This window comes from Okeania sp. SIO2C9, from assembly GCF_010672455.1.
Classification (GTDB): Bacteria; Cyanobacteriota; Cyanobacteriia; order Cyanobacteriales; family Microcoleaceae; genus Okeania.
Genome location: NZ_JAAHGO010000009.1, coordinates 19,414 through 39,599 on the forward strand (window position 1 = coordinate 19,414; position 20,186 = coordinate 39,599).

Genomic DNA, 20,186 nt, shown 5'->3' on the forward strand with positions numbered 1-20,186 from the left:
ACTACAGGTTGTGGATTTACTGTTTCCTGTACCGTAGTTGGTTGTGGCACTACAGGTTGTGGATTTACTGTTTCCTGTACCGTAGTTGGTTGTGGCACTACAGGTTGTGGATTTACTGTTTCCTGTACCGTAGTTGGTTGTGGCACTACAGGTTGTGATGGCTCGTTTATTTGTTGTTTTTCTTCCATATATCCTCAGTCAAGAAATTTTAGTAAGTCTATCCTAATATCTTTAGATTTACTCATCTCCTCTATCCGGTCTCTTGGATTTTAGGGGATTTTGTTTTAAATTTGCCAGCAAATAATATATATAAATGTTTTTCCTGTCCTTGTTTAACAGATTAGATGAATTTACTTGCATCAAATCTTGAAGAAGTAGTCAGTAGTAGGGACGAATGGCCATTTCCCCCTACAGTAGGTTACAATGCTGTCGATAGGGGTGAGAATCCCTATCAAACCTTATTTGCACCTCCTGTAAGATGGGAACCTATCAGGGAAAAGAGAATTTCAGAGGTTGAAAAAGAACAAGATGGATAATTTGGCACCAAAAAATAATCTAAAATATAAAATTTTTAGATTCATTCAAACAAAGTAAAATCAATCTCAAGTAGTAAGCCGATCCAAATTTTTTGCTACTGTTAAGGATATCGTTAAAATTGCTTAAGACCCGGATACCCGAAGAATGTTTTTGAAATTTTCTTCTTCTGCAAATAAATGAAAATTGTCAGCTTAGAATCAACGCAGATTGACAATAAACAAAAATTATGATTTATAAATCCAGATTAATAGAAACACTTACAGGCAAAAATCGTGGTTTACTAGCAAGTAAAAATGACCAACAAGTAATTCTAGCAGCGATCGCTCAAGTAGAAGATTACAATCCAAACCCTTGTCCCTTTGAAGCAAAAGAACTATTAAATGGCAATTGGCGATTACTTTATACTACCAGTCAAGAATTACTACGCATTGATAGTTTTCCTTTCCTGAAACTAGGGGAGATTTATCAATGTATCCGAGTCCAAGATACAGCAATCTATAATATTGCTGAAGTATCTGGTTTGCCTTTATTAGAAGGAATAGTTAGTGTTGTTGCTCAGTTTGAAGCTGTTTCCGAAAAGCGAGTAAATGTTAAATTTAATCGTTCAATTTTAGGTTTACAAAGTTTAATAGGTTATCAATCACCTAATAGATTAATTGCCGAAATAGAATCAGGGAAAAAATTTACTGCTGTTGATTTTAGTATACAAAACCGAGAACAAAAGGGATGGTTAGATATTACATATTTAGATGAAGATTTACGCATTGGAAGAGGCAATCAAGGCAATGTATTTGTACTAACTAAAGTTTAATTAAGGTAATATACTAACTAATTTTTGTGAATGATGAGGAATACAGTTCAAATATCTAAAAATTATTTTTACTTTATTTATAATTTATCGATTATTTTTAATTCTGAAATCCACTATACCTTATGTCAAAAATCAAAGCATTCGTAAAATAGTCTCCAAATTTATTTGTCTGCCTCTTATATGAAATCCGGCTATACAGTTATTGCACTTTTTATTTCCATTCAATGCAGACATAAAATGCCGGAATATCCCCAGATAATTCCCACTCTAATCCTTGCTTTTTATTGACTCGGTCTTCCTACAATAACTAATTTCCGAAGACTATATTAGTACCAATCATCAAAAAGAATGCTATGAAAAGGAAATTGGCAAGTTATGCAGTTCGATAGTTTCTCCAATCTTATTTGGTACTTAATCTATGTACATTAGTTTCTTTTTTTTCTTGCTTCTCTACTTCTTTGCCTTGACTATTTTGCCATTACTCACTCAAATTGGTGGGCATTATCTTTGTGAATAAAGATATATTGAAGCATAATTAATTAGAACTCTTCTAACAGAGAACTTAAGCGCTGCAATAAAGGATCTGCATCAGTTGTAGATTGTTGAACAGATAAATCTTCTTCTGTTGGTTTAGTATTAGTAGGAGTTAATTCTTCTGACTCTTCTTGGGCTGATTTAGTAATAGGTATTTCTATCCGTGACAACTCTGTCTTAAAAGTCTCCATAACTTCGATGAATTTAGCATCTAAATTTAATTGGATTTGAGCCAACTGTTGATGCAATTGATTCAAGTGTTTTTTTAACTCACTTTCATTTGATTGAGATTTGTCATTAGATGTATTAAATTCATCAGAAACCAATTTTGTTTCTAACTCAGAAAAATGTTTGGTAAGCTTCTCATAAATTCTGTGCTCTAGCCGTTGTAAATTAGACGCAGATTTAGCTAATTCTGTCGATGATGAAGATACATCCAAAAATTGCCACAGAGCTTGTTTACAAAGATTGCTAAAAGTTCGATATTTTTGAGAATTTAACTCTTTTTCTATAGCTACCAATAATTGCTTATCTGCTGCCTCTTCGGTAAAAAAGACTTCTTTTTTCTGATTTTTTTCCCAAAGCATCAGGTAATATTTTTGTTAACTTAACACGGGGACAGAGAAAATTTATTTTCTACTGTGCCCCGTTATTTTTTACTTCCAGATATAGAAAAAACTACACAGGAACCTCAGTGCTATACTCAATTATATATAAACTAGATTTTAGCACCTGAGGTTATCTAAAAATGCTTAGATTGTACAACCTCAAATATCTTTGTGATGTTAAAACTTATCTAGATATTGCTAGTTGAGCCTCTCCATAAATATATTGTCCCAGAGCATTTGCTTCTCTAGGTGGTTGAGCTAAATGAGCATTGAGACCTGCCTCTTGTAATAACCTTTCCAAATCTTCCTGGAAAAAATCTGCACCACCGCCAGTCATAACAACATCTGTCACCCTTTCTGGTAGCCACTTAATCAAACGGTCACAGAGTTTAGTTGCAAAAACTTTACGCAACTCAGGGACAACACCATCAAGATTAATTGGTTTTGTCGCTCCTCTGGGACGATAGGAACGCTGGCCTTCTGGTTTATGGACTGCTTCTAGCAAATACAAAGACTGAGCATCTGCTCCCTCAATCTTAGAAGCCACATCTTCATAAAATTGGCTCATGGCAAAAGGTTCACTCTTAGAAGCAGCTCTAGCAAACCGAAAACGGTCTACCATTAAGAAGTCTGTAGTTTGATGGCCAATATCAACAATAGCAAGAGATAGTTTGGGTAACTCTGGCTTAAATTCCTTGCCATTGTTAGCTTCACACCATAGCAAACTACCATATCCCTCTGGCATGACCCAAACCTTATTAATTCTAATTTCGGTAGGTTCGCTACCTCGATAAGACATTTTATGAGGACATTGTAATTGACTAACAATCTGTTCCTTTTCCTTTTCAAATTGCTCTTGGGAATAAAATGGTAAACCCATCACAACTGAAAATTCGCCTTTGAGCTGAAAATAACCAGCACAGGCCAAGATTTTAATTAGAGCATCCTCGACTTTGGACTTGGCAAAAGAGCGTTCATCACCGAATAGATTGGCCCCGAAATCAGCAGCCAACTGACCTACAGCGTATCCAGAACCTTGATATTCTAGCCACATATCTAATAGTGGGTCTGTAGGTTTAGACTCAAAATTACCCGATCTGACCTGTTCTAAACTTAATTGTTTGACATTAGCTGGAATAAAAACTACACCATTTGGGGTCCGACTAACACAAGCTTTACTAGCTGTCCGTCCTAAGTCCACACTCAGGATTGTTTTTTTACCCACACTAGGTGGTTTCTGGGTCAGCATTGCTGCTGCTGCTGGCTGTTTAATAACCATTAGGCTGTATTACCTCACTAAACTTTTAAATCAAAATACTACCGTTGTTAAAAATCCTAAGTTATAGATGAATTAAGACCTACGGTATTAAGCGAATAAAATCGCTGAATAAAATTAACATAGAAGGTAGAAGTAAAGTACTTTCAGAAGTTTCAGTCAACTGGAGAATACACACTCTATACTTTTACACCTTCACTTCTGCAGTACGGGGAGACTCCCATATCAGGTGTGACACCTTCCTCTATTTCACACTTGTTTTAACAAGGGATTATTTTCAACCGAGCGATCGAAAGGTGGAGATTTTCAGACTTTCTCTAGATAGCTTTTTGGTCAAACCTATTCTTTTGAGCCGAGGACATATAGCTAATTAAATATAATATTAGATATTAGTCCGATCAAAATTATGATTAAAGCATCGTTTCACGAAGCTCCCTCCATTAATTAAACAAGTTAATGAAACTTTGCAAGAATTGTTATCAGAATTTCTAAGTTAATTAAAATAACTTTCCATGAACTTAGCATCTTAAGTTAAAAATGTTTAGCACATATAAAGGAAAAGGAAGAGGAAAAAAGTTGATTTTTTGACCGTGCGTCACTTCACTTCTTAAGGTAAGTGAAACATCTAGGGAACTAGAGTAATTCCCTACTTCTGAGAAAATGACTTAATATTCACAGGACTTAGGCAGAGACTCTACATATAGGGATGGTGAATACCATTTACCCCTACAGATGGTGGTTTAAAAGTAAATTTGCGTCCATTCCTGATTCATTTAGAGATTTAACCTTAAATTAATACTTCCTTTTTAATATTCTTGATCATATCCTTCAGTTATTTTTTCATCAAAACAGAGAATTTCAGTATTCTCTCCATCTATATATATATTGCTAACCCTAGCCTAAGATTGCTTCCATCGGGGATAACTCTAAAGGAATTTCTAGTCCCCTAATGCAGGATGGCAGAAATAACTAACCAGTTACAAAATCCTAAAAGCCTTACCAATCAATACTTTTGACTGTCAGATGTGCGTCTTACATTCTGAGGGGACCTCAGAATTACACACTCGATGCATGACTTCCGGGTAGCGGCACTAATTTGTTTGTCTCAATACCAGGAGATTTGTTCTGGAAGTCCAAGTAGTTGCCCTAATGTCTATTGTTAAGTTACATTTAGTTAAGATTATGAGTATTTCTTGGCCGCTGGACTAGTGGTGTCAGTGCCAGTAGCTGATGGGGGAAACCACGGCAGTTGCTCCACTTGGGGGAGACCCCAAGACCGCACTGCCTTCCCAAGACCGCCCTGGCTTAACTGTGGAGCAAACCTTTAGATCTGAAATGGTTTACCCCAAAGAAGGTAGCTGCATTGTTAGGGTTTCTGGAAGAGGCAGCAGGACCCAAATAGTGATATTTGGGACTCTCCGCCTTAAATCAAGTCAGGTGGGAAAAAATGTCAAAAGTGTAAAAAATTACACCAACTATTTCAATTCAATTTTACTAAAAGAGGCCAATAATTTATGAAAATTTCTTGGAGAACAATTGTACTTTGGAGCTTACCAGCTCTAGTCATCGGTTTTTTTGTCTGGCAAGGGGCATTTTCCCCAACAGTAGCAAACATGGGTAGCAATACCGCCAGCACCCGGATGAGCTATGGTCGATTCTTGGACTACTTACAAGCAGACCGAGTGACAAGTGTAGACCTTTATGAAGGTGGCCGTACAGCTATTGTTGAAGCAGTCGATCCAGAACTAGATAATCGGGTCCAACGATTACGAGTAGATTTACCAGCCAATTCTCCAGACCTAATTTCTCGTCTGCGAGAGGCAAATATCAGCTTTGACAGTCATCCCCCACGCAATGAAGGGGCGATATGGGGCCTATTAGGAAATTTGATTTTCCCAGTTTTATTGATTGTCGGTCTGTTTTTCCTATTCCGTCGCTCCAGTAATGTTCCTGGTGGTCCTGGACAAGCAATGAATTTTGGTAAGTCTAAAGCCCGCTTTTCCATGGAGGCGAAAACAGGTGTATTGTTTGATGATGTGGCTGGAGTTGATGAGGCCAAAGAAGAATTACAAGAAGTTGTGACTTTCCTCAAAAAACCAGAAAGATTTACTGCAGTTGGAGCGCGAATTCCTAAAGGTGTGCTTTTAGTTGGTCCTCCGGGAACTGGTAAAACTTTGTTGGCCAAGGCGATCGCTGGTGAAGCTGGTGTTCCATTTTTCAGTATTTCTGGTTCGGAATTTGTGGAAATGTTTGTGGGTGTGGGTGCTTCCCGCGTTCGCGACCTCTTCAAAAAAGCTAAGGAAAACGCTCCATGTATTATCTTTATTGATGAAATTGATGCGGTGGGTAGACAACGTGGTGCTGGTATCGGTGGTGGTAACGATGAAAGGGAACAAACTCTTAACCAATTGTTGACAGAGATGGATGGTTTTGAGGGTAACACTGGTATCATTATTATTGCTGCTACTAACCGCCCTGATGTATTAGATTCTGCATTGTTACGTCCAGGCAGGTTTGACCGTCAAGTTGGTGTTGATGCTCCAGACATTAAAGGTCGTTTGTCAATTCTGGAAGTTCATGCTCGCGACAAAAAGATAAGTGAAGAAGTATCTCTAGATGCGATCGCTCGTCGTACTCCTGGTTTTACAGGTGCAGATTTGGCCAACTTGTTGAATGAAGCTGCAATTCTAACTGCTCGTCGTCGTAAAGAAGCAATTACCATGCCGGAAATTGATGATGCTGTAGACCGGGTGGTTGCAGGTATGGAAGGAACTCCACTCATGGATGGTAAGAGCAAGCGATTAATTGGTTATCACGAAATTGGTCATGCGATAGTTGGTACTTTGATCAAAGACCATGACCCGGTGCAAAAAGTTACTTTGATTCCCCGTGGTCAAGCTCGTGGTCTCACCTGGTTTATGCCTAGTGAAGACCAAGGTTTAATCTCCAGGTCACAAATTTTGGCTCGTATTACTGGTGCTCTTGGTGGTCGCGCTGCTGAGAAGGTTATTTTTGGTGATGCTGAGGTGACGACTGGTGCTGGTAATGACCTTCAACAGGTTACGGGGATGGCACGTCAAATGGTGACTCGTTATGGTATGTCTGATCTCGGTCCGATGTCTCTGGAAACTCAACAAAGTGAAGTGTTTTTGGGTCGGGACTTAATGACTCGTTCAGAATATTCTGATGAGATCGCTTCTCGTATTGATGATCAAGTTCGCACTATTGTTGAACATTGTTATGAACACGCTTGTAATATAATGCGTGAGAACCGGGTTGTTATAGATCGTTTAGTTGATTTGCTCGTTGAGAAAGAAACTATTGATGGTGATGAGTTCCGACAAATTGTGGCTGAGTACACTAATGTTCCAGAAAAAGAACGTTATGTTCCGATCATGTAATTAAAGAAGCGGTCAGCGCTCAGCAATCAGCAGTCAGCAAGATTATTTTTTTAACGTTTAGAAGGGGTTAAACCTCTCCTAAACAATTCTGCTTATAGAAGCAGCGGACTTTAAAAGCTGATAGCTAGTAGTTAACTTCCCTGGCGGGAAGTCCCGCGCTCTCCCGCAGGGGAGCGTCGTATGGGAAAGCCAAGGCCAAGATTCGGATACCTTCATAAGCTAAACGTTCATATGCCCTTGACAAGCTAGGTACATTTTGTTATTGTAAGGCCCAACACAGGGGGAGGACATCACCTCTGTCTAAACAGCGGTCAGGGTTTCCCAGACTGAAGAATCCCGCGTTGTCCCGTAAGGGCAACGTCGGGAGTATGTCAATTTAACAGGACTTACGCACTCAAGCAGGTTTCTGTTTAGCAGACCAAAGTAGGGACGTTCCATGGAACGTCCCTACAAAGTTTTGGTTGTGATGATGTGATTCATCAATCTGAAAAGTGTTTTCAGGGAATGAAAAAAATAAACTTCAGCATTTCTAGTCTCTGGTTTTATATACAGCAGATTTCGGGAAAATGATGTACAAGATAAATCGTGAAAATATTGTAGTGCGGGCAAGATGCACGCGCGGGTGTACCTCATAACAACGGAAAGTGCTGTATAAAACAGTTGAAAATTTGTCATTGCGAAGATAGGAAGTAATTTCCTAAACCCGTGAGATTGCTATATTCTAATTTGAGTTTGTCCATAATATTTTTGACAAGTTAGGTTAATCTTGCATTATAATTTTAATCTAAAATAACTGTTATTTTTCTTTGCGTTAAGAACTGCAAGAGTTGCTTAAGACAAATAATTTGGTATTAGAGATAAGTTGATTTTATTTATTTCCTTGGACAGATAAAATCGTCTCTTTCTAAATTATTCCTGATAACTTTTTACGTAAGCATTCAGCTATTAGCTGTCAGCTATCAGCAACAAGACTCTCTCCTTAAGGATAACGTTTAAATTACAGCATATTTCTGGCAAATGATGTACAAGATGAATAGTGAAAATATTGTAGTGCGGGCATCTTGCCCGCTTCGGGGTGTACCTCACGGGCAGCAGAAAGCGCTGTAATATAGATAGACTTTAAGGGCAAAGGAGTCAACTTTTGTAGTAAGAAAATTAATAAAGCTTTTATCGTTAACTAAAAGCACTCTTCTGATAGCTGATGGCTGACGGCTGTTTGCGCAGCATTCCGGAGGAAATGCTTACCTTTTTACTTCTAACTAATAACAAATCAACCATGACAAATTACTCAGAATATAAACAACGACGCGAACAATTAATGGCAAAAATTGGCAATGGTACGGCTATTTTCAGAAGTGCGCCAATGGCTGTTATGCACAATGATGTAGAATATGCTTATCGTCAAGATAGCGATTTTTTTTATTTAACAGGTTTTAATGAACCGGAAGCTGTAGCAGTTATTGCACCACACCATGAAAAACATAAATTTGTTCTGTTTGTCCGACCAAAGGACCCGGAAAAAGAGACTTGGAGTGGTTATCGCACTGGTGTGGAAACTGCTAAAGAAAAGTATGGTGCTGATGCAGCTTTTCCTATTAATGAATTGAATCAAAAATTGCCTGGATATTTGAAAAAGGCAGATAAAATATATTATCGTTTGGGACGCGATCGCCACTTTAATGAAACAGTGCTTAAACATTGGCAAAATTTGATGCGGGTCTATCCGAGAACTGGTACTGGACCGATCGCTATTCAAGATGCGGGTACGGTTTTACATCCGATGCGTCTGATTAAAAGTGATGTGGAATTAGAACAAATGCGCAAAGCTGCTGATATTGCTGTTGATGCTCATAACCATGCGATGAAGTTTGCTCAAGTGGGGAAGTTTGAATATCAAGTTCAATCTGAAATGGAGTATATTTTTTCTCGTCATGGAGCGACTCCTGCTTATCCTTCTATTGTTGCTTCTGGTGCTAATTCTTGCATTCTTCATTACATAGAAAATAATCGGCAAATGCGAGAAAATGATTTGTTGTTAATTGATGCTGGAGCTGCTTACAATTATTATAATTCTGATATTACTCGGACTTTTCCTATTAGTGGCAAGTTTACACCAGAACAAAAGATTATTTATGAGTTGGTTTTAAAAGCGCAACAAGCAGCAATTGCTGAAGTAAAACCAGGAAATCCTTATAAACAATTTCACGATACAGCAGTACGAGTATTAGTGGAAGGTTTGATTGATTTAAAATTGTTAAAAGGTAATATTGACGAAATAATTGAAAAGGAAAAATATAAGCATTTATATATGCATAAAACCGGACATTGGTTAGGTTTAGATGTACATGATGTTGGTGTTTATCAGTGGGGAGAAGAACCGCAAAATTTACAACCAGGACAAGTGTTAACTGTGGAACCTGGTATTTATATCGGACCGAATATTAAGTCAGTTGAAGGTCAACCGGAAGTGTATGACCGTTGGCGTGGAATTGGTGTCAGAATTGAGGATGATGTTTTAGTTACTGCTGAAGGAAATGAAGTATTAACTGCGGGAGTTCCGAAATTAGTTGAGGAATTAGAGGATTAAATAGTCAGGGTGTGGGGAGTGTGGGGAGTGTGGGGAGTGTGGGAGGTGTGGGAGGTGTGGGGAGTGTGGGGAGTGTGGGGAGTGTGGGGAGTGTGGGAGGTGGGGTTAAAAGTAGGAAAAATTTAATCTATACTAACCGACTAATAATTGTCAAAAAAAGACTTTGATTCTTGGTAAATATTTGACTGTTGAAGTATAGCATTAATAGATAGAAATTGGTGTCATATCATGTCCGGATAATCAGTGATAAAAAAACCTTACTCCTTTTAACCTTTTCTTCCCTTCTGCCTTCCTTCCTCTAAAGTGTAAGTATTCAACCAGACATGATATTACCGAAAAATTGAGGCTTTAAACCAGAATTATTTAATTATTAATTATTAATTATTCGGTAATTCTAAATTCTAAATTATAAATTCTAAATTCTTGAACTCTCTTCCTTCTTTATACCAACTTAAAACTAGAAGTAATGAACAATAAAACTGAAATTATAACAGCAGATAAAGTAAATTTAACTAATTGCGATCGCGAACAAATTCATATTCCTGGTTCGATTCAACCTCATGGGGTATTATTAGTTTTGCAAGAACCAGAATTGGATATTATTCAAGTTAGTAATAATACAGAAGAATGGTTAGATGTTCTCCCTGAAAATTTGCTCAACCAAAATATCAAATATCTATTAGAACCTCAAAAAATAGATTCTATACGTAATAGTTTAACAGGAGATTTTGAATATCTAAATCCACTAAAATTATCTATCAAATGTGGGGATGAAACAAAATTATTTGACAGTATAGTACATCGCAATGATGGAGTAGTAATTTTAGAACTTGAACCTTGTAAAATTGAATTAGAACAAGATTTTTTCCAATTTTATCGACTCACTCGCCACACTATTACTCGGATTCAGAAGTCTGCCAATTTACAGGAACTTTGTTCAATTGTAGTTAAAGAAATTCGTCAATTGACAGGGTTAGACCGGGTGATGATATATAAGTTTCATGTCGATAATTCAGGAGAAGTTATTGCCGAAGCTAAACGAGAAAATTTAGAACCTTATTTAGGTTTGCATTATCCAGCTAGTGATATTCCTGAATCATCACGACATTTGTATAGTATTAACTATCTGCGGATTATTCCAGATATTAACTATCAACCTGTGGAGTTGTTTCCTAAAAATAATCCTTTGACTAACCAACCCCTAGATTTAAGCTTTTCTGTATTGCGGAGTGTTTCCCCAATTCATATAGAATACCTACAGAATATGGGTGTAAAAGCCTCTATGTCAATCTCTTTATTAAAAGAAGGAAAGTTGTGGGGATTGATTGCTTGTCATCACTATTCAGTTAAATATATTCCCTACGATTTACGAACAGTTTGTGATTTCTTTGGACAAGTAATGTCTATTCATATTACGACAAAAGAACAACATGATAATTTAGATTATCATGTTGTTCTAAAATCTATACAATCTCAGGTGATAACAGCTATTTCTGAATCTGAAAATTTATTGATGGCCTTCAAAAATATTGGAGAAAAATTATTAACAATAGTAGGGGCAACGGGAGCAATAATTTATGCAGAAGGAGAACTTCAAAAAATAGGAGAAACTATCAAAGATGAAGAAATTGAACCTTTGCTTAATTGGGTCATAACTCAAATAAAGACTGATATCTATTACACAGATTCTTTGCCAAAAGTTTATCATCCAGCTAATGAATTTAAAGAGATTGCTAGTGGTTTATTAGTGTTAGAAATTACCAAAGTCCAAAAAAATTATGTGTTATGGTTTCGCCCAGAGGTAAGTCAAACAGTTAATTGGGCTGGAAATCCACAAAAACATGGCAAAATTGAATCGGATGGTAGCATTACACTTTTGCCTCGAAAATCTTTTGCAAAATGGCTCGAAACAGTTGAATGTCATTCTCTTCCTTGGCAATCTTATGAAATAGAAGGAGCACAAGAACTCAAAAGTGCTATTTTGGGGATTTTAATGCGTAAAATGGCTAAATTAGCAGAAATAAATCTAGAATTAGAAGAAAGTAATAGTGACTTAGATTCTTTTACTTATATTGCTTCCCACGATCTAAAAGAACCTTTACGAGGTATTCATAATTATGCTACATTTTTGATGGAAGATTATGGTGAAATTCTTGACCAAGATGGTCGCCAAAAATTAGATACTTTGGTGCGTTTAACTCAACGGATGGAAGATTTAATTAATGGTTTATTGTTTTTTTCCCGTTTGGGTCGTCAAGCACTTCATAAAGCTCCGATTAATCTGAATGAATTAATTGAAAATGTGGCAGAAGTTATTAGGATGAGTAAACCTAATGAATCTATTGAAATTATAAAAATGGATAATTTACCGATAATTTATGGTGACATAATTCTCATGGAAGAAGTATTTAGCAACTTAATCAATAATGCGGTTAAATATAATAAAAAAACTCATAAAACTGTAGAAATTGGTTATAAAACAACTGAAGAATCTGCCTGTATAATATCTATCAAAGATAATGGTATAGGTATTCGAGAAAAGCATATAGAGACAATTTTTAAACTTTTTAAACGATTACATGGGAAAGATAAGTTTGGTGGCGGTACAGGGGTAGGTTTAACAATAGTCAAAAAAATCATTGAGCGTCATGGTGGAAAAATTTGGCTGGAGTCTAATTATGGAGAAGGAACAACATTCTATATTAAATTATCGGAGCATTAATCATCAATGAGTGAATTACTAAATAAACAAAAAAAAGATTTATCTTTGCTCATAGTTGAAGATAGTGAAGAAGATTATACTACATTGCTCCGAATTCTTAATAAACAAGGTTTTGAGTATCCTATATATCACTGTGTAGATGGAGATGACGCGTTAGATTTTGTTTTCCAGACAGGAGAATATTCTCCTGAAATAGCTCCTCGTCCTACACTGATTTTAATAGATTTAAATCTGCCAGGAACTGATGGACGAGAAGTAATTGAAATTATCAAAAATCATCAACAATTAAAAATTATCCCTATAGTTGTATTTTCAACTTCATCAAATACTAAAGATATTCAAATTTGTTATGAACAGGGAGTGAATAGCTATATGGAAAAACCAGTAAATCTTAAAACTTTTAGCAAAAACATAGAAGATTTTTTATCCTATTGGTTTGAAACAGCTATTTTGCCTAATAGTTGAATTATACAGAATATTTCATATCAATGATGTACATCTGTGGCGTGCAAGATGTTCGCACTTAATCGTTAATATTTTTACCTAATATACCACCGAATCTGTTGTATTTTCAAAAATAGTCTAAACTTGTTGCCTGTTCCTCCCATCTCCGCGTCTCCGCGTCTCCGCGTCCCCGTTTCCTAACCCCACAACCAATTTTTTCAGCAGACCCTAAATATTTAGGACTTACCGAAAAATTGTGGGTATGTGCCTCCCCTTTTTTCGGGGATAATAAAGAAAAATTTTCATCTCTTTGTCAATCCTCTTCTTTCAAGGAGAAGTAATTATTCATTATTCATTATTCATTATTAATTGTTGAAGCACCTACAACGTATTTGCCTCCGAAGCGACCCACAGGAAAGCCATCTCAAATCCTAGTTTTTCGTACCTCATGCTTAATATCATGTATCTTTAAAATACCGACAATAAAAATTTTAGGGAATAGGGAACACTGGATCTGGAATCTGGGATAAATTTATCAGAGAAAACTTTTTTATTCTGGCTAACTAATGAGACTTGATATAAGTCCTGATCTTAATATTTTAGTAATTAAATATAATGCTTACCTGATTAATTTTTATTGCTTATAACTAACCGCTAATACCAGTTTAAAAAAAGAATGCTATAAAAAGTACATCTCGTTCGGATATGCTTAAAAATAACTTATCCAGTTAATTTTAGATGGTTATATCTATCGTTTTCCCTTTTTTTTCAATATTTAGGGCTTGCTGATTAAATATAAAAGCATTGAAAGATAAAGGTTTTAGCATTTTTTTAGACAAAAAAATGCCAGCTTTTCAGCTTTTTGAGCTGCATAAAGCTAGTATTTTGGGACGATTATGGCAGAAAAATCATTCTTACAATTCTTATATCAAATCCGTTGGCTTCGGAGTAATATAATTCTGTTGATCGTCATACAATGTGTAAGGGCGAATGGCCATTCGCCCCTACAGTTCTTTAATACTGAATAACACCGATGCTACCGGATTTGATATTACTCCTACCTCCTCGCTCCCAAGCCATTTCTCCTGTCTTCCCCTCCAGGGAGGGGGAGGGGCGAGGGGTGGGTTGTCTCCTGTCTCCTGTCTCCTACCCCTACTAAAAGACTTTCCATACGCAAACCCTATTTATTCCTTCTTCCTTCTTGCTTATTCCTTCTTTCGTACGGACGTTGCATGCAACGTCTCTACTATTTGTAAAAAACGTTGATCAAATTGGTATAATAGCTAAATGATTACTCTTTTTCTCAGATAGAGTATCATGAATGAGACTTCAACAATTAATTATTAATTATTAATTATTAATTATTAATTATTAATTATTACCTCTCCTTGAAAAGAAGAGGATTGACTAAAAGGAAAATTTTTCTTCTCTTGGTCGATTGGATATGGCGAGGAGACTAGCTCTTGACAGAGCCGCTCCGAATTGCGCCATCCCACCCAACGGGGAAGCTGCGAAGATCGACCGCTTATTATCCCCTTAAAAGGGGAGGCTTTAAACCACAATTTCTCGGTAAATATTAATGCTCTTGTCGATCATGTTGAGAATGTCTCAAATTTCCCTATACTCCTTAGAGAAATTGCCTATAGGGGTGCTGAATACAACGTTCCTAATAAATAGACATCTCCGAAAAAGATATAGGTTTTTTGCAGGAGTAGGCAACAGCTCATCTGCTCCGTCAGGGAACAGGTAAGATATTTTTACGCGCAAAGGTACGAAAAAAGATTTTTTAGGGTAAATTTTTTGTATCCTTAGCCTGCTCTAATTAAAAGATTTATTTTCTGGAGATGTCTAATGTTATTTATGGGAATTTAATACCAATTCCCATGCATTAATACTATACTTAGGTCACACTTCAGTGATTAAGTAATTTTAAATAGATATTAAAATAATTTAGCAGCAAAGCTATGCTGTATTTATCGCATTCTTTTTTCACCTTTGTATTAAGAATTTATCAGACATCTATACATTCTTGTTCGCCCCTATTTCTATTGAACAAAAGGAGAAACTCCGCCAAATATCTTAGATTTAGATGCGCCTTATTAATATTTAGAATATTTGCCGTGCTAGTACAGTAACTATTTATTTATTTTATGCCTAGTATTGCGTGATTATCACTATTAAACTATAATCTACAATATATTTTAGGGTGATGAATACAGTAACAAACACTTGTTAACTATTTTGAAGATATAGGAGATTGATCGAATCAAGAAGTTTACTTCATTATAGCAATGAGCGCTGGTATATTTACAAATTGCAGGAGGGGCAAAATAGCTAAAAGTCTTATATTATTCCAACGGAGATGCTGCGCAAACGGCAATTTATTCCCCCAGATGAGCTGTTGCCTTCCGGAGCTGTTGCCTGCGCACAGCGCTATAACTTACCAATCTAAATATTTAGTATATCTAGCTGTAGTAAGCTTAAATTAATAATTGTGGCCTGATAGGTTGAATACCCTACCATCACTCGCATTATTATCACTCATACTGACTACTTCCTCAAAGAAGCACAAAAATGCCTAACTCAAGCTATAGCAAAATGCCCCATGGTGACAGCAATGTTAGCACACCTGAAGCTTTATTGCCGACAATAACTATTTTACTCCTAGATGATTCTGAGGTCGATCGTCTCACCTACATTCGTTATCTTAAATCAGATCCAGACCGCACTTACCACATAATAGAAGCGGAAACCTTAGAAGAAGGAATAGAAATGTGGCACTCGGAGCGACCAAATATAGCCTTGGTTGATGTAAATCTACCGGATGGAAATGGATTGGAGTTCTTAGATGCAATTGCCACTGACTACCCTAAAGATAAATTACCCGTAATCGTGCTAACTGGATTGGGGGATGAGCGGGTTGCAGTACGAGCAATGAAACTAGGAGCAGCAGACTATCTGGTCAAGGGAGATCTTACAGCTACCTCACTATGCTCCTGTGTTAGTCAAGTTTCTGTTCGCACCACGGTGCTTACTCAGCTAGAACTGAAATCTGCAATCATTAGGAATCCCTTGATTGTAAATCCGGAGACAACAGTCAGAGATGCTATTACCTTAATGAATAACCAGCGGTCGCTTACCAGTGATGTCAAAATGACAGATAGGGCAGAAAAAGATCGTCATCAAAGGGCAAGGTCAAGTTGTGTATTAGTAGTTGAGGATGGGCGGGTCGTAGGTATTATGACTGAGCGGGATGTAGTTCGCTTAAGTGCCCAGCAACAATCCCTAGATCGTTTGGTAATGGGTCAGATTATGGCACGTTCAGTCATTACCCTACCTGAGTATGATTTGACTGATTTGTTTTCTGTAATTAATCTGCTTCAGCAGCATCAGATTCGTCACTTGCCGATTCTAGATGAACACGAGCATCTGCTTGGTCTAGTTACCCATGATAGTTTGCGACAAATTTGCCAACCAACTAACTTGCTACGGCTACGTCTGGTACGCGAAGTCATGAACCATAAAGTAATTTGTGCCACAGCAGAGACATCTCTGTTGACAATTGCCCAACTTATGAACGATCACCGTATTAGTTCAATCGTAATTGTGAAATATGGTACAGAATCACTGCAAATTCCGGTGGGGATGCTGACTGAGCGAGATATGGTTAAATTTCAGGCATTGGGCTTAAATCTAGAAAATTCCATAGCAGAGGCAGTGATGAGTAAACCGTTGCTGACAGTTAAACCAGAAGCGTCACTTTGGACTGTCCAACAGATTATGGAAGAGCGCAATATCCGTCGATTAGTGGCGTGTGGCGAGCAAGGAGAACTTCTAGGCATTGTGACACAAACCAGTGTGTTGCAAGCCATCAATCCTTGGGAAGTTAGCAAGTTGATGGAAGTTTTGGAACAAAGGGTAGTGCGTTTAGAAGCAGAGCGAATCAAACTACTGGAAAGTCGCACTGTTGAACTAGAAAGGTTGGTGGAAGCGAGAACTAATGCTCTCAAAGCTAAGGCAAGTCGCGAAAAATTAATGATGACTGTAACAGACCAGATACGGTCATCGCTGGATTTGCAGAAAATTCTTGATACAGCAGTACGAGAGATACCCCCACTGTTGCACTGCCATCGGGCGATGGTTTACCAATTCCATCCTCAGTCTTCTGATACTGTAGTTGCTGAGTCAATTGCTGAAGGCAAGCGATCGCTATTGGATGCAGAATTTGCCCAGATATGGGTGACACCTGAATGGATGGAGCAGTATCGCCATGGTCAGATTAGGGCAGTAAATGACGTATACGAATCAGATATAAGTCCAGAACATCAAGAAATCCTGGTAAATTCTGGTCTTCGTGCTACCCTAGTTGTGCCAATTATAGTAGAAAATGAACTATGGGGTCTGATTCTTGCCAGCCACGATCATGCCTATGTCTGGAAAAAAAATGGGATCTATTTAGTAGAACGATTATCTGTTCACATTGCTATTGCGATCCAACAGGGAAAAGCCTATGAACAAATAAAGGTTGAACTAGAAGAACGGCGACGAGCAGAATATTCCTTGAACGAGAGCGAAAATCGTTACTCAACATTAGCTGCGACTGTTCCAGTGGGAATTTTTCGTACCGATCTGACAGGAAACTGTATATATGTTAACGATCACTGGAGTCAGATTGCCGGAATATCTGTAGAGACAGCAACTGGAACTGGATGGCAACAGGCGTTACACCCTGACGATCGAGTGATGGTTGCCACAGTCTGGGAGCAATTTCTCGAAGGTAAGCATTCTGGCCAAATGGAATATCGCTTGCAACATCCTGACGGTACTGTGAAGTGGGTGTATGCACAAGCGGTGGTAGAATGGGATAGTGAGGGACAGAAAATCGGTTATGTTGGCACAATTACTGATATTAGCAGTCGTAAACAAGTGGAAGAAACTCTGCGCAAAAGTGAAGCTCATTTAAAAGCAGCACAAAAAATAGGTAAACTGGGGAGTTGGGAATTCGATGTAAAAACGGGGGCGGTTGCTTGGTCTGACGAAACTTTCCGTATTTTTGGACAGTCGCCAGAAGTGAAAACTCTAACTTATGAAGATTTCCTAGAACTTGTCCATCCTAAAGACCGCGAGGGTATAGACCGTGCAGTTCAGGCTACCATAGCAACTGCTCAACCCTACAAAATCGAATGTCGCATCTCTCGACCGAATGGCTCTTTGGTTTATATTTCGGCTCGTGGCAGACCTCTGTGCGATGTCTCCGGCAAAGTAATATACATCATAGGTACAGTACAAGATATCACAGAGCGCAAATTAGCTGAACAGCAGTTGCAAAAAGCAAAAGAAGCTGCCGAATATGCTAACCGTGCCAAGAGCGAATTTTTAGCTCTGATGAGTCACGAAATTCGTACTCCGATGAATGGTATTCTGGGACTCACTCACTTGGCTTTACAAACCGATCTTACCCACTACCAGCAAGACTATCTCACCAAAATCCAGAGTTCTGCCCAATCATTGTTGGAAATCATCAACGACATCCTGGACTTTTCCAAAATAGAAGTCGGGAAACTGGAACTGGAATCTATCCCATTTGAATTAGATCAAATCCTGAATCAAATCAACAATGTTCTTGGTCTAAAAGCTACTGAAAAAGGGCTAGAACTATTATTCCAAGTTGGGGATAGGATTCCCCATTATTTAATTGGAGACTCACTGCGCTTAACTCAAGTTTTGATGAATCTAGCGAGCAATGCTATCAAATTCACCGAAATAGGTGGCGTTACCATTGGAGTTGAACTACTCACTTATAGTCAGGAAACTGTTTGCCTGAAATTTCAGGTGAAAGATACAGGAATTGGTATTAGTCCTTCTCAGATGGAAAAACTATTTCAGTCCTTTACCCAGGTGGATGCTTCTACCAGTCGCAAGTACGGTGGTACAGGACTTGGATTGGCAATTTCTAAAGGTCTTGTGAACATGATGGGAGGCACTATTGGTGTTGAGAGCGAACTCGGTAAAGGCAGTGTATTCTACTTTGAACTAGAACTGGACTACCTCTGGGAACCTGATGATGATTCTGATTATCCGGTACTCAGTGATTCTAGAGAAACTCAATTGTTCTGCATGGAAGAACTTGAAAAAATTCAAGGGGCTAATATTCTACTGGTAGAAGACAATGCAGTGAACCAACAAATCGCCCAGGAATTACTGCAAAAGGTAGGGTTGAAAGTAGATTGCGCAACCAATGGAACAGAGGCGATCGCTAAAGTTATGGAGCAGATTTACGACCTAATCTTGATGGATATTCGGATGCCGGGAATGGATGGACTAGAGGCGACTCGCCGTATCCGTTCTCTGGCAAAGGAGGACAACAGCGGAACAGAATGGTTTGCTACTGTACCGATTATTGCTATGACAGCTAATGCTATGGATATGGATAGAGCTAAAAGTTCGGCAGCGGGGATGAATTATCATCTATCCAAACCTGTTAACCCTCAAGAGCTATATGAGACTCTCCTGAAGTGGATTATTCCAACTAACAGTTCCTCTGTACCCACGAACAATAATATCCCTAGTCTTCTCCTAGAAAAGATTGATATTCCAGAGACTCCTAAATTATCTCTACCTGGTCTAAATGTCAATTTGGGTTTAGAGTTTACGGGTGGTCAATGGAGTGATTATCTGGACATTCTGAGACTCTTTCAAACTTCTCAACAAAAGTATGACACTGAAATCCTAACAGCACTAAACCACGGAGATTTGAAGAATACCTTATATTTGGTTCACTCACTCAAAGGAGCAGCAGGTAACATTGGAGCAGATACCCTCTACAAGTCTGCTGCCTCTCTACATCAGGAACTACGAAGTGAAACTCCCGATATGGAAGTTTTATCTACCAAAGCTTTAATTTTAGCCCAACAGTTTCAGCAAGTATTAGAGAGCATTGATATACTTCTAGATAAATTCACGAGTCAGTAATTATATCAAATCTGGGTAATGGGAATTATTGAGGAAATCGAAACAACTAGACATCTGTTCAACAATTAATAATTAATAATTAATAATTACCTCTTCTTTTCAAGGAGAGGATTGACTCAAAGGAAATTTTTTTATTTTTTCTCCTTTAAAGGAGAGGATTTTTACCGAATAATTAAGGTAAAAATTCAAAATAGAATCAATTATTATCTATAAATTATCAATTACTTCTCCCTGTTCCCTGTCTCCTGTTCCCTGTTCCCTGTTCCCTCTTTTATGGAGAGGTCTACTAGATAG

Annotated in this window: 9 protein-coding genes and 1 pseudogene; 7 read left to right on the forward strand and 3 right to left on the reverse strand. The window is 37.8% G+C overall.

All coding sequences use genetic code 11. The annotated features are described in order from the left end of the window. Positions 1-188: pseudogene (locus tag F6K23_RS08425) on the reverse strand (pentapeptide repeat-containing protein); the annotation flags it as partial. Positions 189-344: 156 nt separating this feature from the next. On the opposite strand from F6K23_RS08425, the gene F6K23_RS08430 reads away from it, so the two are divergent. Both F6K23_RS08430 and F6K23_RS08435 read left to right on the forward strand, forming a co-directional pair. Then, a complete protein-coding gene (locus tag F6K23_RS08430; protein ID WP_293153304.1) occupies positions 345-536 on the forward strand; it encodes a hypothetical protein in 192 nt (63 codons plus the stop codon). A 227-nt stretch (positions 537-763) separates the two neighbouring features. Then, positions 764-1,348: a PAP/fibrillin family protein gene (locus F6K23_RS08435; RefSeq protein WP_293153307.1), complete on the forward strand. Its 585-nt coding sequence runs from the start codon at positions 764-766 to the stop codon at positions 1,346-1,348. Positions 1,349-1,887: 539 nt separating this feature from the next. Here F6K23_RS08435 and F6K23_RS08440 read toward each other — a convergent pair. Together F6K23_RS08440 and F6K23_RS08445 are read right to left on the reverse strand one after the other, a co-directional pair. Next, positions 1,888-2,469 carry a hypothetical protein gene (locus F6K23_RS08440; protein WP_293153310.1) on the reverse strand — a complete coding sequence of 194 codons (582 nt, stop codon included), beginning with the start codon at positions 2,467-2,469 and terminating at the stop codon, positions 1,888-1,890. A 205-nt stretch (positions 2,470-2,674) separates the two neighbouring features. After that, positions 2,675-3,769: a ParM/StbA family protein gene (locus tag F6K23_RS08445; protein ID WP_293153313.1), complete on the reverse strand. Its 1,095-nt coding sequence runs from the start codon at positions 3,767-3,769 to the stop codon at positions 2,675-2,677. Positions 3,770-5,280: 1,511 nt separating this feature from the next. Here F6K23_RS08445 and ftsH2 point away from each other — a divergent pair. The 5 genes from ftsH2 (at position 5,281) to F6K23_RS08470 (ending at position 19,892) form a co-directional block, all read left to right on the forward strand. Next, positions 5,281-7,167, forward strand: a complete 1,887-nt coding sequence (gene ftsH2 / locus F6K23_RS08450) for an ATP-dependent zinc metalloprotease FtsH2 (protein ID WP_293153316.1) — start codon at positions 5,281-5,283, stop codon at positions 7,165-7,167. A gap of 1,276 nt (positions 7,168-8,443) precedes the next feature. Continuing rightward, positions 8,444-9,754 carry an aminopeptidase P N-terminal domain-containing protein gene (locus F6K23_RS08455; RefSeq protein WP_293153319.1) on the forward strand — a complete coding sequence of 437 codons (1,311 nt, stop codon included), beginning with the start codon at positions 8,444-8,446 and terminating at the stop codon, positions 9,752-9,754. Between the two features lie 466 nt (positions 9,755-10,220). Then, a complete protein-coding gene (locus F6K23_RS08460) occupies positions 10,221-12,476 on the forward strand; it encodes an ATP-binding protein (RefSeq protein ID WP_293153322.1) in 2,256 nt (751 codons plus the stop codon). A 6-nt stretch (positions 12,477-12,482) separates the two neighbouring features. Further along, a complete protein-coding gene (locus tag F6K23_RS08465) occupies positions 12,483-12,941 on the forward strand; it encodes a response regulator (RefSeq protein ID WP_293153325.1) in 459 nt (152 codons plus the stop codon). A gap of 2,553 nt (positions 12,942-15,494) precedes the next feature. Further along, positions 15,495-19,892: a response regulator gene (locus F6K23_RS08470; RefSeq protein ID WP_293153328.1), complete on the forward strand. Its 4,398-nt coding sequence runs from the start codon at positions 15,495-15,497 to the stop codon at positions 19,890-19,892. The last annotated feature ends 294 nt before the right edge of the window (positions 19,893-20,186 follow it).

Coding starts and splice junctions, on each gene's coding strand:
- F6K23_RS08430 (WP_293153304.1), top strand. CDS start 345: ATGAATTTACTTGCATCAAATCTTGAAGAAGTAGTCAGTAGTAGGGAC.
- F6K23_RS08435 (WP_293153307.1), top strand. CDS start 764: ATGATTTATAAATCCAGATTAATAGAAACACTTACAGGCAAAAATCGT.
- F6K23_RS08440 (WP_293153310.1), bottom strand. CDS start 2,469: ATGCTTTGGGAAAAAAATCAGAAAAAAGAAGTCTTTTTTACCGAAGAG.
- F6K23_RS08445 (WP_293153313.1), bottom strand. CDS start 3,769: ATGGTTATTAAACAGCCAGCAGCAGCAGCAATGCTGACCCAGAAACCA.
- ftsH2 (WP_293153316.1), top strand. CDS start 5,281: ATGAAAATTTCTTGGAGAACAATTGTACTTTGGAGCTTACCAGCTCTA.
- F6K23_RS08455 (WP_293153319.1), top strand. CDS start 8,444: ATGACAAATTACTCAGAATATAAACAACGACGCGAACAATTAATGGCA.
- F6K23_RS08460 (WP_293153322.1), top strand. CDS start 10,221: ATGAACAATAAAACTGAAATTATAACAGCAGATAAAGTAAATTTAACT.
- F6K23_RS08465 (WP_293153325.1), top strand. CDS start 12,483: ATGAGTGAATTACTAAATAAACAAAAAAAAGATTTATCTTTGCTCATA.
- F6K23_RS08470 (WP_293153328.1), top strand. CDS start 15,495: ATGCCTAACTCAAGCTATAGCAAAATGCCCCATGGTGACAGCAATGTT.